At 59.1% G+C, this 24,308-nt stretch carries 11 protein-coding genes and 9 pseudogenes; 9 read left to right on the top strand and 11 right to left on the bottom strand.

Annotation, left to right across the window (positions count from 1 at the left end):
- Positions 1-37: 37 nt before the first annotated feature.
- A pseudogene (locus tag WS87_RS00695) lies at positions 38-750 on the bottom strand (IS5 family transposase); the annotation flags it as partial.
- A 717-nt stretch (positions 751-1,467) separates the two neighbouring features.
- On the opposite strand from WS87_RS00695, the gene WS87_RS00685 reads away from it, so the two are divergent.
- From WS87_RS00685 to WS87_RS00675, 3 genes are read left to right on the top strand one after another with little or no spacing between them, the layout of a single operon-like run.
- Positions 1,468-3,639, top strand: a complete 2,172-nt coding sequence (locus WS87_RS00685; protein WP_257792230.1) for a type I secretion system permease/ATPase — start codon at positions 1,468-1,470, stop codon at positions 3,637-3,639.
- Positions 3,636-5,060 (top strand): HlyD family type I secretion periplasmic adaptor subunit, encoded by a 1,425-nt coding sequence (locus tag WS87_RS00680; RefSeq protein ID WP_107938043.1) that lies wholly within the window; start codon positions 3,636-3,638, stop codon positions 5,058-5,060. Before WS87_RS00685 ends, WS87_RS00680 begins: the two co-directional genes overlap by 4 nt.
- The gene (locus tag WS87_RS00675; protein WP_107938042.1) at positions 5,050-6,492 is read left to right on the top strand and encodes a TolC family protein; all 1,443 of its coding nucleotides are present in this window, start codon (positions 5,050-5,052) and stop codon (positions 6,490-6,492) included. Before WS87_RS00680 ends, WS87_RS00675 begins: the two co-directional genes overlap by 11 nt.
- 407 nt (positions 6,493-6,899) lie before the next feature.
- On the opposite strand, the pseudogene WS87_RS34645 reads toward WS87_RS00675, so the two are convergent.
- The 4 genes and pseudogenes from WS87_RS34645 to WS87_RS33430 form a co-directional block, all read right to left on the bottom strand.
- A pseudogene (locus WS87_RS34645) lies at positions 6,900-7,121 on the bottom strand (integrase core domain-containing protein); the annotation flags it as partial.
- A gap of 27 nt (positions 7,122-7,148) precedes the next feature.
- Positions 7,149-7,382, bottom strand: a pseudogene (locus WS87_RS00665) (DDE-type integrase/transposase/recombinase); the annotation flags it as partial.
- Positions 7,355-7,627, bottom strand: a complete 273-nt coding sequence (locus WS87_RS34640; protein ID WP_442861398.1) for an IS3 family transposase — start codon at positions 7,625-7,627, stop codon at positions 7,355-7,357. The pseudogene WS87_RS00665 and the gene WS87_RS34640, both read right to left, overlap by 28 nt.
- A 137-nt stretch (positions 7,628-7,764) precedes the next feature.
- Entirely contained in the window at positions 7,765-8,097 is a 333-nt protein-coding gene (locus WS87_RS33430; RefSeq protein ID WP_159085617.1) for a transposase, read from the bottom strand.
- A 539-nt stretch (positions 8,098-8,636) separates the two neighbouring features.
- Between WS87_RS33430 and WS87_RS00650 the strand changes: the two are divergent.
- Positions 8,637-8,954 (top strand): annotated as a pseudogene (locus WS87_RS00650) (reverse transcriptase N-terminal domain-containing protein); the annotation flags it as partial.
- A gap of 97 nt (positions 8,955-9,051) precedes the next feature.
- On the opposite strand, the gene WS87_RS33920 reads toward WS87_RS00650, so the two are convergent.
- Positions 9,052-9,189 carry a hypothetical protein gene (locus WS87_RS33920; protein ID WP_017924734.1) on the bottom strand — a complete coding sequence of 46 codons (138 nt, stop codon included), beginning with the start codon at positions 9,187-9,189 and terminating at the stop codon, positions 9,052-9,054.
- Positions 9,190-9,237: 48 nt separating this feature from the next.
- Between WS87_RS33920 and istA the strand changes: the two genes are divergently transcribed.
- From istA to WS87_RS00630, 4 genes and pseudogenes are all read left to right on the top strand, one after another.
- On the top strand, positions 9,238-10,788 hold the full coding sequence (gene istA / locus WS87_RS00645) for an IS21 family transposase (RefSeq protein WP_107938037.1): 1,551 nt from the start codon (positions 9,238-9,240) through the stop codon (positions 10,786-10,788).
- A 14-nt stretch (positions 10,789-10,802) separates the two neighbouring features.
- Positions 10,803-11,552: an IS21-like element ISBmu3 family helper ATPase IstB gene (gene istB / locus WS87_RS00640; RefSeq protein ID WP_107938036.1), complete on the top strand. Its 750-nt coding sequence runs from the start codon at positions 10,803-10,805 to the stop codon at positions 11,550-11,552.
- Between the two features lie 96 nt (positions 11,553-11,648).
- Positions 11,649-12,839 (top strand): annotated as a pseudogene (ltrA, locus tag WS87_RS00635) (group II intron reverse transcriptase/maturase); the annotation flags it as partial.
- Between the two features lie 70 nt (positions 12,840-12,909).
- A pseudogene (locus WS87_RS00630) lies at positions 12,910-13,896 on the top strand (IS110 family transposase).
- A 225-nt stretch (positions 13,897-14,121) separates the two neighbouring features.
- Here WS87_RS00630 and WS87_RS00625 read toward each other — a convergent pair.
- A pseudogene (locus WS87_RS00625) lies at positions 14,122-14,238 on the bottom strand (transposase); the annotation flags it as partial.
- Between the two features lie 293 nt (positions 14,239-14,531).
- Between WS87_RS00625 and WS87_RS33425 the strand changes: the two are divergent.
- Positions 14,532-14,885 (top strand): hypothetical protein, encoded by a 354-nt coding sequence (locus WS87_RS33425; protein WP_159085616.1) that lies wholly within the window; start codon positions 14,532-14,534, stop codon positions 14,883-14,885.
- A 565-nt stretch (positions 14,886-15,450) separates the two neighbouring features.
- Here the strand turns inward: WS87_RS33425 and WS87_RS00620 are convergent.
- The 4 genes and pseudogenes from WS87_RS00620 to WS87_RS00610 all read right to left on the bottom strand — a co-directional run.
- Positions 15,451-21,021, bottom strand: a pseudogene (locus WS87_RS00620) (YadA-like family protein); the annotation flags it as partial.
- Between the two features lie 144 nt (positions 21,022-21,165).
- Positions 21,166-21,297: pseudogene (locus WS87_RS34635) on the bottom strand (ESPR domain-containing protein); the annotation flags it as partial.
- 863 nt (positions 21,298-22,160) lie between these two features.
- A complete protein-coding gene (locus WS87_RS00615; RefSeq protein ID WP_107938035.1) occupies positions 22,161-22,454 on the bottom strand; it encodes an H-NS histone family protein in 294 nt (97 codons plus the stop codon).
- Between the two features lie 78 nt (positions 22,455-22,532).
- A complete protein-coding gene (locus WS87_RS00610; protein ID WP_159085615.1) occupies positions 22,533-23,246 on the bottom strand; it encodes a response regulator transcription factor in 714 nt (237 codons plus the stop codon).
- Between the last annotated feature and the right edge of the window lie 1,062 nt (positions 23,247-24,308).

Raw genomic sequence — 24,308 nt, 5'->3', positions numbered from 1 at the left:
CATGGCACTGTTTGCTGGGGGCCGCTCACAAACCCGATGCGCTCGCGCATTCGCCAAAGCCATCGGCATGACAGGCCACGGCACCGACCATCAAGCCCGATCGGCTCTCCATCAGGATGTGCCCCTGGGAACCCAGGATGGACGGCGTGCCTTTGCTCTTCCTAGACAGCCGCGCGTCCGAATCGGTGCTCGACTCAGGGGTATCGTTGCTGCGCCACTTGCCCTTCCTGTCGGTGTCCACATTGCGGCCACCGCCGACCGGAGGATCGTCCGAGCCCTACTTGGGCCGAAAGCTTTTGTGGCTGGTCCACGCCTGGATCAGCGTCCGATCGACCGAGAAGTGTTCTCTGGACAGCACTCTTGCTTGTCGGCGAAGCTCATGACTTCGATAAAGAACGCGTCAATCACTTCGTGCTCGAACAGACGATAGCGGTTCTTCGAGAACATCAAGTGGTCCCAGACAGCGTCTTCAATCGCAAATCCGACGAACCAACGGAGCAGCTAGTTGTAGCGCATTTGCTCCATCAATATGTGCTCGCCGCGGACCGAGTAAAACACTTGCAGCAGCAACGCACGCAGCAGCTTCTCAGGCGCAATCAAGGTCCAGCCGCTGCTGAGCAGCCCGGCGAGCCGCTTCGGCGCCTGATTGTCCAGCAGCCGAAGCGGCCGCAGCGGGTAATCAGCCGGCACGAAGTCTCCCAGCTTCACCGTCGTGAACAGCGGTTTTTGCATCTCGTCCGTTCCGCGCATCGCTCTCGTCTGCCCTAGATCATGAACACGATATCTCTAACGCGCCACCCGCAGCGCCCGCTTACACAGTGTCCAATTTCAAGAACCTGCGACGCCGTCGATGTCGACTGTGAACTCACCATGCTATCCGTCGTGCTCGAAGCAGTCGACGCAAATGTCGAGAGCGACAACAGCCCAGTCGACATGGAGTCGACAGCGTATTGGCCGACTGATCGGCGGCATACAGTGCGAGCCGGCCCCCACGTCCGTGCTCAATGCAACTGGTCTGCAGGCCGCGACGTTTGTGATCTATCGCCCCGCGTCCGACGCGCCGACGCTGACCACGCTCGGCGGTGTCGCGCCGACGAACGGTCATGGAAGGGCCATTTCCCTAACTGTGGGGACTTCAAAATCCAACGGTGCAGCACCACCACGCAACGTCGCGCTCTGCACGATCCGCAGCAGGCGCAAAATTGGCTACGCACACATCCAACGGCTCACCTTGATCGTTCAGAATTGTTCAAAATGTAATCACATCTTCGATCCATAATCTCAGCAAAGTGGCATTTTTTAATAAATAACCAATTCCATTTTATTCGACTCCATCCGCGAATTGCGAAATATATTATTAATACGAATTATCTTTCGCGCTTTAATTAAAATCGCGCGAATCACAGATTGCAGAATCTCGATTTAATTATTTAACAATTCAAGTCCGACCGATGCGAGAGGTTTCCGTTGTTTAATTCCCAACCCGGAGCCGATGAGTCGGGAGGCACGGCTGACGGCGGCTTTTGCCCTGACACCGGACTCGACTCACTGCTGATGATCGCGGCACTGCACGGTATCGCCGCCGACGCGGCGCAGCTCCGCCACACTTTCGGTCACCACCGGTTCGACACGCAAACATTGCTGCTCGCCGCGCGCAAGCTGGGAATGGCGGCGAAGCTCGTACGCCAGGTGCCCGAGCGGCTCGCCACGGCGCCCCTACCTGCAGTCGGGATCGACAATGACGGTCAGTACTTTATCGTCGGCAAATTCGACCCTAACACCGGACAGCCCCGGTTGCTGATCCAGCGCCCGGCCGAGCCGCCAAGTATGGTGTCGTTTGCCGATTTCCTGAAGCTTTGGTCAGGAGAATTGATCCTCTGCACGAACAAAGCGAATTTTGCGGCTGGCTTGGCAAAATTCGACTTCACCTGGTTTATCCCGGCAATCGTCAAATACCGCAGACTTCTTAGTGAAGTGCTGTTGATTTCCGTGGTTTTGCAAATCATCGGCCTGACGACACCAATGTTCTTCCAGGTCGTGATGGACAAGGTGCTCGTCAATCATGCGATGAACACATTGAATGTGATCGCCATCGGATTGATCTGCGCCAACCTGTTCGAAGTCGTTCTCACTGGCATTCGGACTTGGGTCTTTTCCCACACCAGCAGTAAGATCGACATCGAACTCGGAGGCCGGCTGTTTCGGCACCTGCTGGATCTGCCACTCGCTTACTTCCAGGCGCGACGCGTCGGCGACTCTGTCGCACGCGTGCGCGAGCTTGAGAACATCCGGAGCTTTCTGACCGGCAACGCAATGACGCTCATGCTCGATCTGCTGTTTTCGACCATCTTCGTTGCGTTGATGTTTCTATACAGCGTACCGCTGACGCTCCTCGTGATCGGCTCCATCCCACTGTACGTAATGCTGTCGGCCGTATGCACCCCGATGATTCGGGCCCGGCTGGACACCAAGTTCAATCGCAATGCCGAAAACCAGGCCTTCCTGGTGGAAACGATCAGCGGCATCGACACAGTCAAGGCGATGGCCGTCGAGCCGCGCTGGACGCAGCGGTGGGATGAGCAACTGGCCGCCTACGTGACGGCGGGTCTCTCGGTCACGAATGTCGCCACGTTCGCCAGCAATGGCGTCACGCTAATCAGCAAGCTCGTCAGCGCCGGCATCATGTGGTGGGGTGCCACGCTCGTGATCGGACACAAGATGACGGTGGGTGAACTCGTCGCCTTCAATATGCTGGCCGGGCAGGTGTCGAGTCCAATTCTACGCCTCGCCCAGTTATGGAACGACTTTCAGCAAGTCGGGATTTCTATGGGACGTCTCGGGGACATTCTGAATGCCAGGACGGAAATCGCCAGCCAGAAATCGCGCATGCCGAGAGTCAACGGCGCGATTCGCTTCGATCAGGTCGCCTTTCGATATCGGCAAGACGCGCCAGAGGTTATTCGCAACCTCTCGCTCTCCATCGCGCCCGGTGAAGTGATCGGAATCGTGGGTCGCTCAGGTTCGGGAAAGAGCACCCTCAGCAAACTCGTACAAAGGCTTTACGTGCCCGAGCGTGGACGTGTGCTGGTCGACGGACATGACATTGCGACCGTCGACACCGCATCGTTGCGCCAGCAGATTGGCGTGGTGCTGCAGGAGAACATTCTGTTCAACCGCACGATCCGGGAGAACATCGCATTGGCCGCGCCAACAGCTCCGCTCGAAGCCATCATCGCCATCGCCAGGCTGGCTGGCGCGCACGAATTCATTTGCGAACTGCCGGAAGGATACGACACGCTGGTTGGCGAGCATGGCACAGGTCTGTCTGGCGGACAGCGTCAGCGCATCGCAATTGCGCGTGCCCTACTTAACAATCCGCGAATCCTAATCTTCGACGAGGCGACCAGCGCCTTGGACTACGAGTCCGAAAAGATCATCCAGGACAACATGCGCAGCATCTGCCAAGGCCGCACGGTGATCATAATCGCACATCGGTTGTCGGCCGTACGGGAAGCGAATCGCATCGTGGTATTGGATGGCGGCCAGATCGTGGAAGCAGGTAGCCACGATGAATTGCTCGCGCGGCCGCGAGGAATCTACGCCCATTTGCATGCCCTTCAGCACGGGACCGTTGTATGACACTGCGTCACCGATTCGAAGCCTGGGCCGACCTCTGGAAGCGGTATGGCGCGCACCTGAGGTACGCCTGGAATCATCGCGCTGAACTCACGCCACCCCACCTGACGGCGGACGAAGCCGAATTCCTGCCCGCGGCCCTTTCCTTGCAGACCAAACCCGTATCGCCGGCGGGACGCTGGGTCGCCCGCATTCTGATACTGCTGATCGCCGGGCTCTTCGTATGGGTGACGCTAGGTCGGATAGACATTATCGCGACGGCGACCGGAAAGCTCGTGCCCGACGCGCGGGTTAAAGTAATTCAGCCGGCAATTACGGGGGTCGTCCGCGAGATTGCCGTGCATGACGGAGACCGTGTGGTAGCCGGTCAGCTCCTCATGCAACTCGACACCACACAGGCAAGCGCCGACGCGGACAAGGCGAAAAGTACGAAGCTCGATGCAACGCTCCTGGCCGCTCGCGCGCATGCGTTGCTGAATGCACAGCAAACGGGGACGCTACCGCACATTGATGTGGTGGACGGTGTGCCAGCCAGCCGGCAAAAAGAGGCACAACGCTTCGCGGAAGGAATCTGGCGCGAATACAAGGACAAGTTGATCGGTGCGCAGGCCGAGTTGCTCAAACGTCGCGCGGAACTTGACAGCACGCGCCAGGAGATCGCCAAACTCGTCGCTACGGCGCCACTCGCCCGTGAGCAGGCCAACGAATACCGGGTCCTTGCCGCGAACAAGTATGTAGCCCAAAGCGACTACCTGGACAAGGAGCAGGCGGCACTCGGTCAGGAGCATGAATTGGCCGCGCAGCGCAGTCATGCGGCCGAGCTTCTCGCCAGCGTCGCTGTTCAACGAGCGCAGATCGAACAGAACGGCTCCGAATTTCGACGCACCCAATTCGACGAACTGGAGAAGGCCACCGAGCAACTCTCGCAAAGCCGGAACGACGAAACCAAGGCAAACGCCCGAGAGTCGCTCATGAAGCTGACCGCGCCCGTGGCGGGTACTGTGCAACAACTCGCGGTTCATACGTTGGGCGGTGTCGTGACGACCGCGCAGTCCCTAATGGAGATCGTGCCAGACGACGCGCTGCAGGCCGATGTCGTCGTGGAAAACAAGAACATTGGTTTTTTGCAGACAGGGCAGCGAGCAGCCGTCAAAATCGAAGCGTTTCCCTATAGCCGCTACGGGATGATCGAGGGCGAAGTGTCTGAGCTATCGAACGATGCCGTGCAGGACAAGAAGCAAGGGCTGGTCTTCAACGCGCATATTCACCTGAAAACGAACCAAATGTGGGTCGACAAGCGATGGATCCCGCTGACACCCGGCATGACCGTAACGGCGGACATCAAGACGGGCACTCAAACGATTGCGCAGTATTTTCTCGGCCCACTCGTCGACGGTGTGACGGAGAGCATGCATGAGCGGTGAACGGGCGCTGCGACTCGCCGCCGTCGTTGCGTTTTCCATGTCGATCATACCGGCCGCGTTCGGCTTCGATCCGCTGCTCGCCGAGCGCCCCATTCCGCCCAATGCCGGTTCAGGCGGGATTAGCGGCACTCAGCCCTGCGAGTTCGGCGCGCTGGCCGAACCACTGTCACTGCGCGAAGCGGTGGAGCGCACGCTATGCAGCAATCCGAAAACGCGCCAAACGTGGGCCAGCGTGAAAGCGCAGGCAGCAAACGTGGGCGTAGCGCGTGCCGCTTATTTGCCGACACTCAACGGCGAGTGGCAGCGCGTACGCGACGATTCCGAAGTCAATATCCAGAATCATCCCGAACTCAGCTCGAGTACTTCGGCGACAGTGAACTCCGAGAGCTTGTCACTAAACTGGGTGCTGTTCGATTTCGGCGGCCGCAAGGCAGCCCTCAAAAATGCCGCTTCCGTGTTCGATGCCGCGGTCGCGACGCATGACGCGACGTTGCAAACGGTCTTTGCGACCGTGGCAAAGGATTACTATGCGTGTGAGGCTACGCAAGGCGAACTGAGCGCAGCCCGCGATGTCGAGCGCATGACTCATGAGACCGTGCTCGCCGCACAGGCCCGAGTGAATCACGGCGTCGCGCCGATATCCGATGCGCTGCAGGCAGAAACCCAGTATGAACAAGCTGTGTTCAATCTTGCGAAGGCGGAGGGCGAAAGCCAAGTCGCGTTCGGCACACTCGCATCGGATATGAATCTTGATCCGGGCGTGCCGATCAGCATGCCGGTCGTCACAGACACCGATTCGCCGGGCAAGACTTTCAGCGAATCGATCGGGCATCTGATCGACGAAGTCAAGAGCACACACCCGTCCGTCCTCGCTGCCCAGGCGCAGTACGAGGCCTCGCTCGCGAAAGTCGAACAGAAACGCGCGGAGGGATTGCCACGCGTGAGCCTCGTCGGCAAATACAGTCGTGACAATCAACCACAAAGCATGGGACTTGGGTTGCAAACTTATCCCTCTAACGGTCACGATGCCTATATCGGCGTGCAGATCACGATACCTCTGTTCGAGGGGTTTGCGCGCCATTACCAAGTCGATGAAGCGCGAGCCGAGAGCGAACGGCAACTAGAAGTGGCACGCCAGACGGAGCAGCAGGTCGCGCTCGATGTCTGGAATAGCTATCATGCGCTTGCGACGGCTACGCAGAATGTCACAAACAGCACGAACCTCGTCGCGATCTCGCAACAGGCATTCCGTGCCTCGCAGGAACGGTATCAGCACGGTGTGGGAAACATTCTGGAACTGATGAACACGCAGGCCGCACTCGCCAATGCGCGTGAGAGACAGATTCAGGCACTGTCCGACTGGCACAGTTCACGCATCGATCTGGCTTCGAAACTGGGGCGTCTGGAACTTGGCGACGCAGACGACAATTGATCCACCCATAGTCTGGGCATGTATTTTCCCACAAATGGAAAAGCATTTGCGGATCCCGTGAGAACGAACTCAATGGTCAACTTTTGTGACCATGCGTTGATGTGATGCCATATTTCTATAGAATGACTCTTATCGTAGCTGCTGCGTCTCCGGCCACAAAACTTTTCGGATAAACCGACATCCATTGTTGGACCTCGCGCCTGATGGGTTCCCTCCCCTCGGGTCTTTCGCCTGCCTCTCTGAGGCAGGCTTTTTTCTTTTCGCAGATGCACGTGATTCTGCGCTGTACGATTCAAAGCAAACGTCGATAAACCGATCTAATAAAAAACTACTGTTGCTTCACTTTTTTCAACCCTTAAAAATAGCGAGCGAGCAGTTCGATATTGATAACTTGATTGACGCTGACCTTACCCCGCCGAGTACACCATTCGTAATTTAGTGGACTCGCCGGTTTTCGGTTGATGCAGTTGCCGGAATTGGTCCGGCGCCAGTTGCCCCAAGGCGCTATGCGGGCGCACTGAGTTGTAGTCAGTGCGCCAGCCTTCGATTCGCATGCGTGCATCGTCGAGACTGACGAACGCATGCTGGTTCAAACATTCTTCGCGCAGTCAGCCGTTGAAGCTTTCGATGTGCGCGTTTTCCACCGGCTTGCCTGGACGGATGAACTGCAGCTTGACGCCATGTTCGTGCGCCCAGGCATCGAGCGCCTTGCTGACGAACTCCGGCCCGTTATCCACCTGAATCAGGTTGGGACATCGTCCTCGTTGCCGCAACTGCTCGAGCACACGCGCCACGCGTGCTCCCGTTAGCGAGAAGTCGATCTCGATGTGCGGGCACTCGCGGTTCCACGCGTCGATGATCGTCAACATGCGTATGCGTCGGCCACGCACAGCGCGTCAGCAACAAAGACCATCGCCCAGCTTTCGTCTGCGCCGTTGGGCGTCGGCATGACTACGCGTAGATGACTCGGGCGTTTCTTACGACGTTTCAGGCGAAGCGATAGGCCTTCTGCGCGGTACAGCCGCTCAGTGCGCTTGTGGTTCTGGACCAGGCCCTCTCGGCGTAGCAAAACATGCAGGCGAGGCGAGCCAAACCGTGGCCGCTCCTGTGTCAGCTCGCGCAGCCGTTGCCGCACTTCGTGGTCGGCGTCAGGCGGCGCCGGCCGCCGGAACGTTCGGCGATTCAGGCCAATGAGCGCGCACGCCCGGCGCTCCGAATAGTCGTGCTGTTCAATCACCTACTGCACAACTTCTCGACGCTGCGCGGGCGAACTCACTTTTTTCCGAGAACGTCCTTCAGAACCTGGATGTCCAGCGCCTGGTCGGCCACCAGCCGCTTGAGCCGCTGATTTTCTTCCTCTAATTGCCGCAATCGTCGCGCTTCCGACACGTCCAAGCCGCCGTAACGGCTACGCCAGTTAATGGTATGGACCGCTGCGGCAGGCGTATCGTAACTGCTGGCGTTCCCGTTCATAGGAGTATCGTCATGGACACCGTTCGCTTCCTTGCCATAGATCTCGCGAAGAATGTCTTTGTGCGACCTGCAAGTCGCGTGAGTTTCTGTTTCACAGGAGCAGGTATGACTTGATGAAACCGGTTGTTCCATCAACCGTTCCCTACCCGGACATGCGGAGCCGGCAACAGCTCGGTATGAAGCTTCGGGGACAACGTAGCCGCCGGTTACCCGGTACGCTGAGCCGTGAGGCGAAGCGGAATCTGCCAGCACAAAGGCGGAGAGGAGCAAGGGATGAGCGAGTACGACCAACATATGTGAACTTCAGTTTAACGTCGTGATCTTGAACAAGCCAAACGTGCTGACAGGCTTGAACCAAAACGGTACGCGGTGAGGAATGGTCTCCGAAGACTGGACCATCATGGACAGAACCACCGCCGGCGAAGCAGAAGGGTCCGCCCCGCTCGGATATTCATGCGGAACAGGGTAAGCCCATAGTGTCGCCGGGAACGGCAGGCGAACCGCAAGGAACGCTGTTGGTGCTGTGGGTAAAGGAATGCGGAGAAAGCGAATGCCCGTCTGTAATGGCCGGGATACGGGCTGAGACATCGCCCGACGCGAAAGCGGGCAGACTTCCGCGCGGTCATTCATGGCGAGAGAACTTTGACAAATCGTTATACGAGGAAAAGCAGATGACGGCGATCGACGCGAAAGCGACCGGGGCCGGTGCGTCCTCGCGCGCTGCCCAAATGTGGGATCAGGTGAACTGGTCGCACATTGAGGCAGATGTGAAACGACTTCAGGTGCGTATCGCCAAGGCAGTTCGAGAAGGCCGATGGGGCAAGGTGAAAGCCTTGCAACGTCTGCTAACCCGCTCGCATAGCGGCAAGATGCTGGCCGTGAAGCGAGTGACGGAGAATCGCGGTAAGAGAACGCCGGGGGTGGACGGCAAGATATGGTCATCCCCGGCGGCCAAGTGGAAAGGAATGTTGTCGCTTCGACATCACGGCTGCGTATTTCGGCGAACGTGATCAGCGATTTCGGTTGAACGTGATCAGTGGTTCCGATTGATGGTGATCGGCCGTTTCGGTCGAAGGTGATCGCTGATCACCGGTTTCCGAAACGAGCGATCATCTTGCCGAAACGGGTGATCACGTTCCCGGAATGAGTGATCAGCGAACCGAAACAGCTGATCACGCGACCGAAACGGGATGGCCGTTCCGGCTCGGGGGTGGTGTTGCGCATGTGATCAACGACGGGCGTTAGCCTTGTCTCTTTTTAGGGGACAGGTTGATGCCGGCACATCGGATGAGCATGCGCAAACTGAAGGAAGTATTGCGGCTGAAGTGGGCGTGCGGCCTGTCGCACCGCCAGATCAGCCGCGCGATCGGCATCAGCGTCGGCGCCATCTCGGCATACGCCGCACGCGCCAGCGCGGCCGGCCTCGACTGGGCTGCTGTCGAACCGCTCGCCGACGACGAGCTCGAGATCAGGTTGGACCTGCCGGAGGAAACGGCGGCCCCGACCCGGCGGGCCGAACCGGATTACGCGGCGATGCACCGCGACCTACGCCGCAAGGGCGTGACGCTGCAGCTGCTCTGGGAGGAGTACGTCGAGGCCCACCCCGGCCAACGCACCTACCGCTATACGCAGTTCTGCCAGCGATACAAGGACTGGGCCGCGGCGCTGAAGCGCTCGATGCGCCAGCAACACCGCGCCGGCGAGAAGCTGTTCGCCGACTTCGCCGGACAGACCGTGCCGATTCTTGGCCGCGACGGCGGCGTCGCGTTCAAGGCCCACGTGTTCGTGGCCGTCCTCGGCGCCTCGAACTACACCTATGCATGTGCCGCGCGTTCCGAGGCCATGCCCGACTGGATCGGCAGCCTGATCGACGCGTTGGAATTCTACGGTGGCGTTCCCGAACTGCTGGTGCCCGACAACCCCAAGGCATTGATCGCCAAGGCCGACCGGTACGAACCGGTGCTGGGCAACACGACGCAGGACTTCGTGAACCACTACGCGACCGCCATGTTGCCGGCGCGGCCGCGCAAGCCGCAGGACAAGGCGAAGGTCGAGGTCGGCGTACAGATCGTCGAGCGCTGGATCCTCGCTCGGCTGCGCAACCACCGCTTCTACAGTCTGGCCGAGCTGAACAAGGCGATCGGCAAACTGATCACCGATCTAAACCAACGACCGTTCAAGAAGCTCGACGGCAACCGTCGCGAATGGTTCGAGCGGCTCGATCGGCCGGCACTGCGCCCGTTGCCGGCACGCCGCTACGAGATCGCGACCTTCGTGAAATGCCGCGTCAACATCGACTACCACGTCGAAGTCGATCACCACTATTACAGCGTTCCGCACAGCCTCGTACGTCAGGAAGTCTACGCACGCGTTACGCGCCATGGGGTCGAGATCCTGCACCGCGGCAAGCGCGTTGCCGCCCACGCCCGCAGTCGACTACGGAACAAGCATACGACGTTGCCAGAGCACATGCCGGCAGCGCACCGCGCTCACATGGAATGGACGCCCGGGAGATTGCTGAACTGGGGCGCCTCCGTCGGTCCCGGTGCCGAGACGATCGTCAAACACCTGCTGACCAACCGGCCGCACCCCGAGATGGGGTACCGCGCGTGCCTCGGATTGCTGTCGCTCTCGCGCAAGTACGGCAAAGAGCGGTTGGAAGCCGCGTGCCAGCGGGCGCTCGTGATCGGTTCGCCGACCCGCCGCTCCGTGCTGTCGATCCTCAAATCCGGTCTGGATCGACAGCCGGTGCTCCCGATTCCTCTCACCGAATGGCATTCGCCCGATCACGAGAACGTGCGCGGGCCCGACTATTACCACTGACCCAGGAGGTCGCGATGTTGATGCAGCAAACTCTCTCTCAGCTCAAGGCGCTCAAGCTCGACGGCATGGGTCGCGCGTTCGAGGAGCAGGCGGCGCTGACCGCCAGCACCAGCCTGTCGTTCGAAGAGCGCTTCGGCATGGTCGTCGATCGCGAACTCGCCTGGCGCGATACCCGGCGGCTCGAGCGGCTGCTGAAGTCCGCGAAACTCAAGAATCCTCAGGCCTGCATCGAGGACATCGAGTACCGGCAGAGCCGCGGTATCGACAAGAGCGTCGTCGCGACACTGGCCGGCTGTGACTGGATCCGAAATGCACAAAACCTCATCCTGACGGGGCCGACCGGCGCGGGCAAGACGTGGATCGCCTGCGCGTTTGGTCAGCAGGCCTGCCGACGGGGCTTCTCCGTGATGTACGTCCGCGTTGCTCGGCTGTTCGAGGAATTGAAGATCGCCCACGGCGACGGCAGCTTCACGCGGCGGCTCGCGCAGCTCGCCAAGATGGACGTCCTCCTGCTCGACGACTGGGGCCTGCAGGACCTCGATCAGAGTGCCCGAAACGATCTGCTCGAAGTGCTCGACGATCGCGTCGGCACGCGATCCACGATCATTACCAGCCAGCTACCGCTCGAACACTGGCATGCGTGGCTGCAGGACCCGACGCTCGCCGACGCGATCCTCGACCGGCTCGTCCATCAGGCCCACAAGCTACCGTTGAAGGGCGAATCGATGCGAAAGACCAACGCCAAGCAGTCCTCCGAATCCTGATCGTGATCACCTTCGCTATAATCCATTGACCGCGCAACACCACCTTCCTGACTGATCACGTTCGCCGGAACGGCTGATCACCATCACCGAAATCCGCATCACGGCTATCGTGCGATGCCGCTGCGGCGTGTCTACATTCCCAAGAGTAACGGCAAGAAGCGTCCGCTGGGGATTCCCTGTATGCGGTGCCGGGCGATGCAGGCATTATGGAAGCTCGCTCTGGAACCGGTAGCGGAAACACTGGCGGACCCGAATTCCTATGGATTCCGGCCCGAACGCTCGACGGCTGATGCCATCGAACAGTGCTTCAACACTCTGGCGAAGCGAGCTTCGCCAGAGTGGATTCTGGAAGGTGACATCCGTGGTTGTTTCGACAACTTCAGTCACTCCTGGATTCTGGAGCACGTACCGATGGACAAGGCTGTCCTGCGGCGGTGGCTTCAAGCCGGATATATCGATGAGGGAACCTTGTTCGAGACATCGGCGGGTACCCCGCAAGGGGGAATCATCTCACCGGTGATCGCGAACATGGCGTTGGATGGACTTGAGGCGGCAGTCTATGCAAGCGTGGGAAGGACCAAACTTGCTCGCAGCAAGGCCCAACTCAACGTCGTCCGCTATGCCGATGACTTTATTGTCACCGGCGTGTCGAAAGAAGCGCTTGAATGCAAGGTGCTTCCGGCGGTCAGGCAGTTTATGGCTGCTCGAGGTCTGGAACTCTCGGAAGAGAAGACCCGGATCACGAACATTGCGGACGGTTTCGATTTCCTTGGCCAGAACGTGCGCAAGCACGACGGCAAGCTACTGATCAAGCCGGCAAAGAAGAGCATCAAATCGCTCCTCGACAAGGTCAGGGAAATCATCAAAGGCAACGCGAGCGTCACGCAGGAGGCGTTGATCCAGAAACTCAACCCGGTTATTCGGGGATGGGCGATGTATCACCGTCACGTCGTGGCGAAAGCGAGCTTCTCATCGATAGACTCGCACATCTGGCAACTGCTCTGGAAATGGGCCAAGCGTCGGCATCCCATGAAAGGGGCACGGTGGGTGAGGAACCGGTACTTCCTGGTCGACGGACACCGGTCATGGGACTTTGCTACGAAGGGTCCAGCTGATGACACCATCAGCGGGTTTCGGCTCTTCCGCGCAATGACGATCCCGATTACGAGACACGTCAAGGTCCGGGGACTGGCTAATCCATTTGATCCGGTGTGGACCACGTACTTCGCTCGCCGTCGAATTGCGAAACGTTCCGTCAAGTTGTTCGGTGCCACCCCATGGTGCTGAAGAATGGCTTGAGCCGGATGCGGGGTGACTCGCACGTCCGGTTCTTAGGGGGCGGCGGCGCAGCAATGCGCTGCTGCTACCCGACCAGGTGCAAGGCGTGGATGCTGCTGGCCGGCTGGTGCTGCGCCGCCGCGTCGGGCGAGCCTGACTGACTGAACTGGTTCTTCGAATTGCACCATGCACGATCGGGATGGAAGCCTGCTCAAGCGCCCATCATTGGGCACGACAATTTCAACAGCAAGGCCACACGGTAAAACTCATCAGCCCGCAATTCGTGAAGCCCTTCGTGCGGGGCAACAAGACCGACGGCAACGACGCCGAAGCTATTTGCGAAGCCCTGCAGCGACCGTCGATGCGCTTCGTGCCGATCAAGTCCGTCGAACAGCAAGATGTGCAGAGCCTTCACCGTGCTCGTAGCCGCCTCGTTAGCAATCGAACTGGCCTTGTGAGTCAGATGCGCGGCATTCTCGCCGAACGAGGCATCGTATTCGCGCAATCGATTACGCGTGCGCGTCGGGAGATTCCCGCAGTCGTCGCCGACACGTCGAACGCTTTGACGCCGCTCGCGCGCGAGATGCTCGCCGATCTGATGGATCAGTTGCGCGAGCTCGACAAACGCATAGCCGGGTTCGACAGGCGTATCGATGCGGTGTTCAAAGCAAGTGAGACTTGCCAGCGCCTTGCGCAGATCGAAGGAGTCGGCCCAAAGACAGCGACAGCCATCGTTGCCGCCGTGTCCGATCCCAAAGACTTTCGAAACGGCCGTCACTTTGCGGCCTGGCTCGGCCTTGTTCCGCGTCAGAGTTCCAGTGGAGACCGAACGCACCTGCTCGGCATCAGCAAGCGAGGCGACCGACATCTACGTACCTTGCTCATACATGGCGCGCGTGCGGTACTCCGAACCGCACCAACCAAACATGACAAGAAGCACGCATGGGCTCTTGCTCTGCAAGCCAGACGAGGCGCCAACCGAGCCATTGTTGCAATCGCGAACAAGATGGCCCGTGTGCTCTTCTCGATGCTCGCAACCGGCCAGTCGTATCAGAAAGCAGTGTAGCAATGTCACCAACGATGCGTTGACGAACTGACGAATGGCACTCCGGTCGATCCGGCGAGCAGGGAACCTGATTTTTATGACGGCCCCTGCGGTCTTCCAGTTGTTGAGGCCTGCACGCGCGGAAATCCAGTTAGGCGCTGGGCTCTGCCCTGACGCCGGATATATATACGCAATCGACTTCCGTGTCCGTCAACTTCCGTTTGCTGTCGGGAGCAGTCCATATATATAGAACGTCGCATCCGATATGCCGTGTTTGCGGCACAGCTCCGCCGGCTTCATGCCTGCGTCGGCCTCCTTCGGCACCCCGATAATCTGCTCTTCGCTGAACCGCGACTTCTTCATGACAAGGGTTCTCCTGCGGCCTTGCCACTAGCTTTACAGTGGGATACTTCAGAGGGGAAAGGTCAACGCCCCGGGCCTACGCCTCCGGCGCATGTAACGATACGGTCGAGTCAATCCGTAACGGACAAATTAGCAGGCGAATTCAGGCGCTGACGCGTCGCGATTCATCACACGAAAAATGGACGAGCTCCGGATTGGGATTGGCAAGGACCTGATGCTGTACGCCACGGGCCCAAGAGGTGAAGATCAGATGCCGGCGACAGAGGAGGCGTCGGGTCTTCCAAATTACCCCCTTGATCAGGCAAGTCATGCCCCGGGGGGGCGGCATTCTCTCCGCTTGGCGCGATGGCAGCCACGCGACGTGGCCATTCGACGTTCGCCAGCTCAACGTCGAGCGAACCTGGCTTACTCGCAACGCCGAGGTGCGCGTATCGATCAAGGCCTGTCCCTTCGCCGAGTTATTATATGTCTACATTGAATGGCTCACCGAGCTGCCGCTCGATTTTCGATCCAGTGGAAAATCGATCATGCAGCTCCGAACAAGCCATCTGGGATCGACAAGAAGTTATACGCGACCTCGCATTTCAGGTATCTCTGATCGACAAAAACGGCAAACTGGTTTTTTCGTTCATTGCCTCACCCATTGATTCGATCAAGCTCAGATGACGGGAACATTTCCTGGCTCAGCGCGACGCTGCCAGTCCCGACAACCTTTTATCCCCCCAAGCCCGGGGAAAGCTCTCGCAAGGATGTTTCCAGCCAATTCATCCGTCCGATCTTACAACGGGGTCAACTTGAGGGCGATGCCGCCATCGAGGGAACATTCAGCAAACGGCCTGAAACAGTTGGCATCGAGCATCTCTTTGGGTAATACCACGTTCCCGAAGTTGGGTAGACCTTCATCATCTGCGAGTCGATGGCAACCGTCATGCCAACACGTATTACGCGCACCTCGTTTCCGCGTTTATCGGTGCGTCCGTGCTGTCGTTACTGATCGCGTTTCTGTATCTGGCGCTTTGTCGATCGCCTACGGATCACACAAGGTACGCGACGAGATCCGGTCCACGCACTTAGCGTTTTCTTCGATCAGCGAAACCATCCATATGATCCGGCATAGACGGCAAAGTGGCCAACGTCAATGCGGCGTTCACCGCCGCCATTATTTGTCGACCGAAAGCCGTCTGGCTTCCGGTCGATTTGATGTACCAACACTTACCACTGGTACGCTGCACCAATACCAACACTGGTGCCTTGCGAACTGTAACCTGCGCCAATTTTCCCCTTGACGTTCTGTGTAAACCGAATGGACGCCCCTAACGCCACAGCCTGCTGTCCCTTGTAGGCACCTGCGCCAATACCAACTGCAATCGTTTTACCAATGTCCACCTCAGGGATCATCGTCAACGCGGTGGCAGCGGCCACGCCGGCATATGCGGCTTTTGCCACCTGGTTGACCTGGGCCGATACCTCATTGATCCGCTGGTCAGTGTATTGATTCGACTGGGAAAGCGATTCGTTCAGCTGGTTCACGTTCACCGCGTCGGTGCCTTGCGTACCCGGCGCGACGTTCGTGATCTGGCGCTGCTGCGTGTCGCTGCCGACTGACACCACGTTCGAACGGCCGCCGTCGGTCGAATTCGCGCCGATCGCCACCGAGTTCGAGCCGGCGGTGACCGTCGGCTTATCGGTGCCGGTGCCGTTCATGTCGGCCGCGATGCCGTTGTTGTTCGCCATGCGTGTCTGGTTCTGGTTGATCGTCGTAGACAATTGGGTTACCTGATCGCCGAGGTTCGTCACGCCGGTCGACAGCGAGGCGACCGTGCTGTTCGTCGAGCTGAGGCCGGTCGACAGCGAGCCGATGCCCGTCGACAGCGAGCTGATCGCCGTCGAGGTCGACGTGGACAGCGACGTCAGCAAGCTGTTGGTCGAGCTCAGGCCCGTGGACAGTGAACCGATGCCGGTCGACAGCGACGAGATGTTCGACGCGGTCGACGTGGACAGGCTGTTGACCGCCTGGTTGGTCGCGTTGAGCTGGCTGCCGTTGATCACGTCCGTGCTGGTGGCCGATACCTGGCCCGCCGCGACGTTCGTGATCTGGCGCGTGGCGCCCGTGGCAGGGTCGCCGACGCTGACCACGCCCACCGGCGAGGTGCCCGCGAAGAAGTACGTGACACCGCCGATCGTGGCGCTCGAGGTGCCCACCGCGGTGCCCGTGACCGAGCCCGCGCCGAGCGCGATCGAGTTCGCGACGTTAGCGGTGGCGTTCGAGCCGAGGGCGAGCGCGTTGGCCGCGCTGGCCGTGGCACTTGCACCGTAGGCCTGGGCGCCGGTGGCGCTGGCCGTCGACTGGTTGCCCAGCGCGATCGTGTTGTCCGCGGTGGCCTGGTTCGCGCTGCCGAGGGCGAGTGCGCTGTTGCCGGTTGCCGTGTTCGCGTTGCCGAGCGCCACTGCGCCGGTGCCGGTGGCCGTGTCGTTCGCGCCCATTGCCACGGCGCCGGTGCCCGTTGCGACACTCGGGTCGCCGATCGCAACCGCGCCGTCGCCGCTCGCCGTGTTGCCGGAGCCGATCGACACCGCCTGGCCGCCGGTGGCCGATGCGTTCTGGCCGATGGCAACCGCGCCGGTCGACTGCGCGTTCGAGCCGTCGCCGACCGCGACGCTGCTGGCGCCCGCCGCGCTGGCATTCACGCCGGCTGCGAGCGAGTTGACGCCCGTTGCGCCGTTGTTGGCGTAGTTGCCTTGCTGCGTGCCGTTGTCGTTGACGCTGTAGTAGTGCGTCTTGGCGGCTTCGATCGCGGTCGAGGTCGAGGTGGACAGCGACGTGATCGAGCTGGTGGCCGTCGACAGACCGGTCGACGTGGAAGTCGACAGCGAAGCGACGGTGCTGTCGGTCGAGCTGAGGCCCGTCGACAGCGAATTGATGCTCGTCGAAGTCGAGGTGGACAGCGAACTGATCGAGCTAGTGGCCGAGGACAGGCCAGTCGACGTGGAAGTCGACAGCGAAGCCACCGAGCTGTTGGTCGAACTCAGGCCCGTGGACAGCGACGTGACGCTGCTTGCGGTCGATGTGGACAGCGACGTCAGCGAACTGTTGGTCGAGCTGAGGCTGGTCGAGAGTGAGTTGATGCCCGTCGAGGTCGAGGTAGACAGCGAGCTGATCGAGCTCGTTGCCGACGAGAGGCCGGTCGACGTGGAGGTCGACAGCGAAGCCACGGTGCTGTCGGTCGAGCTGAGACCCGTGGACAGCGAGCTGATCGAGCTGGTAGCCGACGACAGACCGGTCGACGTCGAAGTCGAGAGCGACGCCACGGTGCTGTCGGTTGAGCTGAGGCCCGTCGACAGCGAGTTGATACCCGTCGAGGTTGAGGTGGACAGGGAACTGATCGAGCTGGTAGCCGAGGACAGGCCCGTCGACGTAGAGGTCGACAGCGAAGCCACAGTGCTGTCGGTCGAGCTCAGGCCCGTCGACAGGGAGTTGATCCCCGTCGAAGTCGAAGTCGACAGCGAGCTAATCGAGCTGTTAGCCGACGACAGACCCGTCGATGTGGAGGTCGACAGCGAAGCCACGGTGCTGTCGGTGGAGCTCAGTCCCGTCGACAGGGAGTTGATCCCCGTCGAAGTCGACGTGGACAGCGAGCTGATCGAGCTGGTAGCCGACGAGAGGCCGGTCGACGTCGACGTCGACAGCGAGCTGATCGAGCTATTGGCCGATGAAAGGCCCGTCGACGTGGAAGTCGACAGCGAAGCCACCGAACTGTTGGTCGAGCTCAGGCCCGTCGAGGTCGAGGTGGACAGCGACGAGATCGAGCTGTTAGCCGACGAGAGGCCAGTCGACGTGGAGGTCGAGAGCGACGCCACGGTGCTATCGGTCGAACTCAGTCCCGTCGACAGCGAGTTGATGCCGGTCGAAGTCGAAGTCGACAGCGAGCTGATCGAGCTGTTGGCCGATGAAAGGCCCGTCGACGCGGAAGTCGACAGCGAAGCCACCGAACTGTTGGTCGAGCTCAGGCCCGTCGAGGTCGAAGTCGACAGCGAGCTGATCGAGCTCGTCGCCGAGGACAGGCCCGTCGACGTAGAGGTCGACAGCGAAGCCACAGTGCTGTCGGTCGAGCTCAGGCCCGTCGACAGGGAGTTGATCCCCGTCGAAGTCGAAGTCGACAGCGAGCTAATCGAGCTGTTAGCCGACGACAGACCCGTCGATGTGGAGGTCGACAGCGAAGCCACGGTGCTGTCGGTGGAGCTCAGTCCCGTCGACAGGGAGTTGATCCCCGTCGAAGTCGACGTGGACAGCGAGCTGATCGAGCTGGTAGCCGACGAGAGGCCGGTCGACGTCGACGTCGACAGCGAGCTGATCGAGCTATTGGCCGATGAAAGGCCCGTCGACGTGGAAGTCGACAGCGAAGCCACCGAACTGTTGGTCGAGCTCAGGCCCGTCGAGGTCGAGGTGGACAGCGACGAGATCGAGCTGTTAGCCGACGAGAGGCCAGTCGACGTGGAGGTCGAGAGCGACGCCACGGTGCTATCGGTCGAACTCAGTCCCGTCGACAGCGAGTTGATGCCGGTCGAAGTCGAAGTCGACAGCGAGCTGATCGAGCTGTTGGCCGATGAAAGGCCCGTCGACGCGGAAGTCGACAGCGAAGCCACCGAACTGTTGGTCGAGCTCAGGCCCGTCGAGGTCGAAGTCGACAGCGAGCTGATCGAGCTCGTCGCCGAGGACAGGCCCGTCGACGTAGAGGTCGACAGCGAAGCCACAGTGCTGTCGGTCGAGCTCAGGCCCGTCGACAGGGAGTTGATCCCCGTCGAAGTCGAAGTCGACAGCGAGCTAATCGAGCTGTTAGCCGACGACAGACCCGTCGATGTGGAGGTCGACAGCGAAGCCACGGTGCTGTCGGTGGAGCTCAGTCCCGTCGACAGGGAGTTGATCCCCGTCGAAGTCGACGTGGACAGCGAGCTGATCGAGCTGGTAGCCGACGAGAGGCCGGTCGACGTCGACGTCGACAGCGAGCTGATCGAGCTATTGGCCGATGAAAGGCCCGTCGACGTGGAAGTCGACAGCGAGCTAATCGAGCTGTTAGCCGACGACAGACCCGTCGATGTGGAGGTCGACAGCGAAGCCACGGTGCTGTCGGTGGAGCTCAGTCCCGTCGACAGGGAGTTGATCCCCGTCGAAGTCGACGTGGACAGCGAGCTGATCGAGCTGGTAGCCGAGGACAGGCCCGTCGACGTGGAAGTCGACAGCGAAGCCACAGTGCTGTCAGTCGAGCTGAGACCCGTCGACAACGAGCTGATCGAGCTATTGGCCGACGACAGCCCGGTCGAGGTCGATGTCGACAGACTCGTAATACTCGACATCGTCGTACTGGCAACCGAGTACAGCTGACTTCCATTGATTGCATCGGTGCTGCTCGCACTAATCAGCCCTGCGGCGACGTTCTGAATACGTCGCTCGGCTCCCGCCGCGCCGACGCTAACAACACCAGTGACGGAACTCGTCCCGGCATAGTTACTGAATGTTTGACTGCCGATAGTCGTGCTGCTGACAATACCGGTGCCACCCGTGGCTGTACCCGCGGTACCGGTTGTGACGGCACTGGAACCGAGCGCGACCGAACCCGCCACATTCGCGTTTGAACCGGCGCCGAAGGCCTGCGCGTTCGTACCGCTGGACATCGCAGTATCACCGATCGCGACACCGCCGGCCGCAGTGGCTGTGCTGCTATTGCCCAATGCGACCGAGCCCTGACCAGTCGCAGAATTGGCATTGCCTATAGCGACTGCGCCTTGGCCGTTCGACGAATCGTTCGCGCCAAGTGCAACAGCCCCCGTCCCGATCGCTGAATTCGGATCGCCGATCGCGACCGCTCCATTGCCCGTCGCCGTCTGGCCGCGCCCAATTGCGACAGCGCCACCGGTCGCCGTGCTGCTGTTTGCTGTGGTGCCGCTCGAGCCGATCGCGACGTTCTGCCCGATCGAGCCAGACGTGATTCCGTCGCCTTGGGCAATGCCGAACGCGCCATTCACCGTCGCGCCACGTCCGACCGCAATGCCGGAAGTTCCATTGGTAACTACACTGGACTCGCCACCGATGGCAACCGCATCGGTCGCGGCAGCCTCAGCACCGGCAATCGAATTGCTGCCGATGGCCGTAGCGCCCGCCGCCGTTGCCTGTGCTCCTAAATTGGCCCCTGATGAATTGCCACCAATGGCTGTAGCATTAGCGGCCGATGCCTGTGTGTTCGCCCCGATCGCCGTACCGCTTTGGCCTATTGCGTTCGCGAGGGTACCAAGCGCAACGGTGTCGGTAGCTGCGGCATTCGCACTGGTCCCGACCGCTATGGAACCTTGCCCGGTCGCATTGCTGTAAATGCCCGATGCAAAACTGCCGGCGCCACTCGCGGCTGCGCCCCAGCCGATTGCAGTTGCACTCAAACCTGTTGCTTTGGCGCCGCACCCTACCGCAAAGGTATTTAAGCCTGTCGCCGCTCCGGCAAAAGCTGCCTGAGTGCTCGAACCTCCATAAATGACATTCCCAAATGTTTGCGTACCGCCGGTCCACGTCACAATACCCGCGTTGGCTCCAGCATTAGTCGGGGTGGCATAACCGGGAGAGCTTGTTGCTGACTGTGCGCCAAAACCAAACAACCCTCCAACGTACGTCCCACTATTGGTCCCGTAAATATAATTATATGATAGCCCACCTGACGCTATGGAGGTGGATGAAGAGCCCGTAGAAAGCAATGGCGAACAATCGCTGTCGCCTCCCAAAGCCACGCCTGTATCGCTATAGTAAAAGCCGCCGCCGCCACTTGAGCCACTCTGATGGCCAGCCCCGCTCCCTGCGGTTGACCCGCCGTCATTGACAACTACGCCGGCAGACGCAATTCCAGCCATCGACAGCAAAACTGAAGTTGTCAGAAATGAGAATGCCAGCCCACCGATACATGAAGACAAGCAAGCCGAACCTTTCTTTGATGCCTTACCAGTGGTAGTTGCCAGCTCCGAAGCAACAATAAACTGACTAAGTCTCCGGCTCCACACCGTGCGATAAATTCGATTCATTTTTAGCCCCTTGCCGAATGTTCTTGCGATTTTTTGGCATGCTATTTTTATTTTACAAAATTATATGAAATAGCATACACCCTACTCGCACATCAATCAAAATAACAATGCGCGATAAATTCGCGAAGGCACTTCCACATTTATACAAAAAATTTCACGCAAATTATTAACTCGCCGCAGACGACCGATAGTCACTGAGATTTACCCTTCATTTCGGCATTCGACCTACGCCTCACTCCGTCGTCCCGCTATTGAGTGGGCGTGAATTTCACAACCCCCCCGAGCATTACCCCTAAGCCGCAGGCACCACTCATTCGCCATTGGCTACTTTCTGGTCTTTACAATTCTGGCGACCTTACATTAATTTCACAAACACCTTCGCTTTATAGAATAAAACGTGACGCCGCCGATTTTGTCAGAATCGCCGCACCCTAGACCAATTCATACGCCTCTCTGCAACAATAATAGAAATTCGCTCATCTCTTGAGCGCGATGGGTAATTTATGTAGCGGCGCCATGCTGACACATTGCATCCCCGGCTTCTGGCCAACGCCCACTTCCCAACCGGCTTGGCGGTTTAAAAAGCGAAGTGCAACACCTCGACGGTTACCGATCGGATGCTCAGTCAGTGCAATTGACCAGACACCAAACACACCTCCCTCCACCCATGTCAAAGTTTATATTTTTGAATAATTTCAATTGACAACTTATGTGTCGAAAATTTCAAGAATTGCAAAGCCAATTGTATTAATAATATTTTTACGTAGAGCGCTCTACCTATGGTCCCCTTGTATAGGTCTACCATTACGGATTCAACATCGCCAACGATGCCGTGCGCCAAACGCCGGGGTCGGGGGGGCCGCCTATTCCTTTTCGACGGGAAGTTCGAACTGGCTGCGATCCTTGCCGCGGATCCACAGCGGTTCGCGCCCCACGCCAGACCACGTGGCCCCGCTAACAGGATCGTAGTAGCGCGCACGCCTTGCGCGGACATGATGCAGCACATCGTCCGAGAAAACATCCTGCGGAGTAAACCCAAACTCGCGGATGCACATGCGAATCTCTTCAAGCACAGCCGGAGCGGCAAGCTGTCGCTCGCTGGCGATCAGCGCCTCCAGTTCGGCGGTTCGCTTCTTGAAATTTCGATACGAGTCCATACTGCCCCACCTTCTCCGGCTCCGTTCGTCCCAAGCATTGCCGAGCGGCCCATATCTTCCGACCTAAGCTCGACGGCTTCAATCCGACTCTAACGGCGCCTGTTCAGTCGCTACCGGATCAAGCCTGTAGCCATGCGTATAAGCAGCTCGCAGACAAAGCCCATTCTCCGGACGAAGGGCTAGTTTCCGACGAATCCGGGAAACATGCGTATCGATCGTCCTCGACGTACGGTCGAGGCTTCTTCCCCATGCAAGCCTCGCAAGCAGATCCCGGGAAATCACTCGACCAAGATTGCTGAACAGGTACGCAGCAAGTGCGAATTCCTTTGCCGTCAAATCGATCGGTTTTCCATAGCGCGAGATCGTACGCATCGACGGATCCACCGCATAAGCGCCAACCCGGATGCGCTCACCACTCCCCGGTAAGCGCCCGTGACGTCGCAACAACACTTTGATGCGCCCGATGAGCTCAACCTCGCGTAACGGCTTTTGGAGATAGTCGTCAGCACCTTCCTTCAATGCGACGGCGATGTCGTCATCCAGCATTTTTGACATCAGCAGCAGTGCTGTTGGCTCCTCTCCCAGATGAGCGCGCATCCAGCGCAATACATCCAGACCGCTCATACCGGGCAACCGCCATTCCAGCACAACCGCATCCACCATGCGGGTCCTGAGAAATCGAACTGCACTCTCACCATCCGGCATACAAACGACCTCATGCCCAAATTCCTGCAACACCTTTTTGACGATACTCGCCTGTCCGGGATCGCCATCCACCAATAAGATACTCATGACCTCATCACATGTTCTCGTAGCGGAAACCCAACGCGCGAGCACTGAACCGATCGCCGAATCACGATCTTCCCCTGGCGGACGCCGTGGCTCAGCCATCGTATTGATCATCTCACTCCGTACGTTCACACGTATTGCCGCCGCTGACAGTCCGTGCGCAATCGCGCGGCGTGCCTTGCTCAAATTTATACGCTATGTCCTTGGGCTTCAGCAGGCGATGGCGTTTGCGCCCCATTCGTCTCGCTGTCGAATTTTTCATCAACGAACGCAATATATACAAGCCCCATCAAATCGCGCTAATTTTATATTTCCATAAAATCACCATTGTGAACTTATGTGACACGAATTTTACAATTTGTCAGATATAGAACCCACAAATCATCGAGTCAATTTGAATGACGTCTATTCCCAAATAAAATTATTTTTAGTTAGACAGCACCCAAAACGAAATTACGGGTATCGTCGTACAGTTTTGCGTACCCGACAACATCCCGGTTGGCTCCGAGGACGGCTGTTCGCCTGCGAGTAGATCGAGTCGGTAGCCATCGGCATGCACGCTTCGCAGACAAAGGCCGTTCGCCGGATCAAGCACGAGCCCTCGTCAGATCCGGCATATATGCGTGCCGACCATTCTCGACATATGCTCAAGACTACTCCGCCGTATAGTATCGACGCCACTTACTCGATCTCAGGAATGAATTCGGAATGTAGGTTAAAAGAACAGCGCGCACCTTCGTAAATGGCTCGCTGGACCTCGCCGCGGCAGTCGGATATCGGGTGTACTGCATGCCCAGGAGTGCCGGTGAATTTTCGGGCTTGACGATCGATAGACGATGCCCCGGAACAAGAGAATGCCCTCGTACCGCTCTAGTTTTCAAAACGTACGATAGTTCATGCGCTTAACTACATATCAATGCCATCCTCTGTGCCAACCGTATCGTGGATGCCACCATCCCCAGCCATAACGCGCGTGGTAGCGCCACGAGTAGCCGGGACCAGGCATAGCGCCGACTGGCGCAACGTAGACGGCGCCAGCCGGGGCAACCACTGGAGGCTCACCTG

It is taken from the genome of Burkholderia sp. MSMB0856 (assembly GCF_001524645.2).
In the GTDB taxonomy this organism is placed as follows: Bacteria; Pseudomonadota; Gammaproteobacteria; order Burkholderiales; family Burkholderiaceae; genus Burkholderia; species Burkholderia diffusa.
This window is presented reverse-complemented; position numbering and strand designations above follow the sequence as displayed.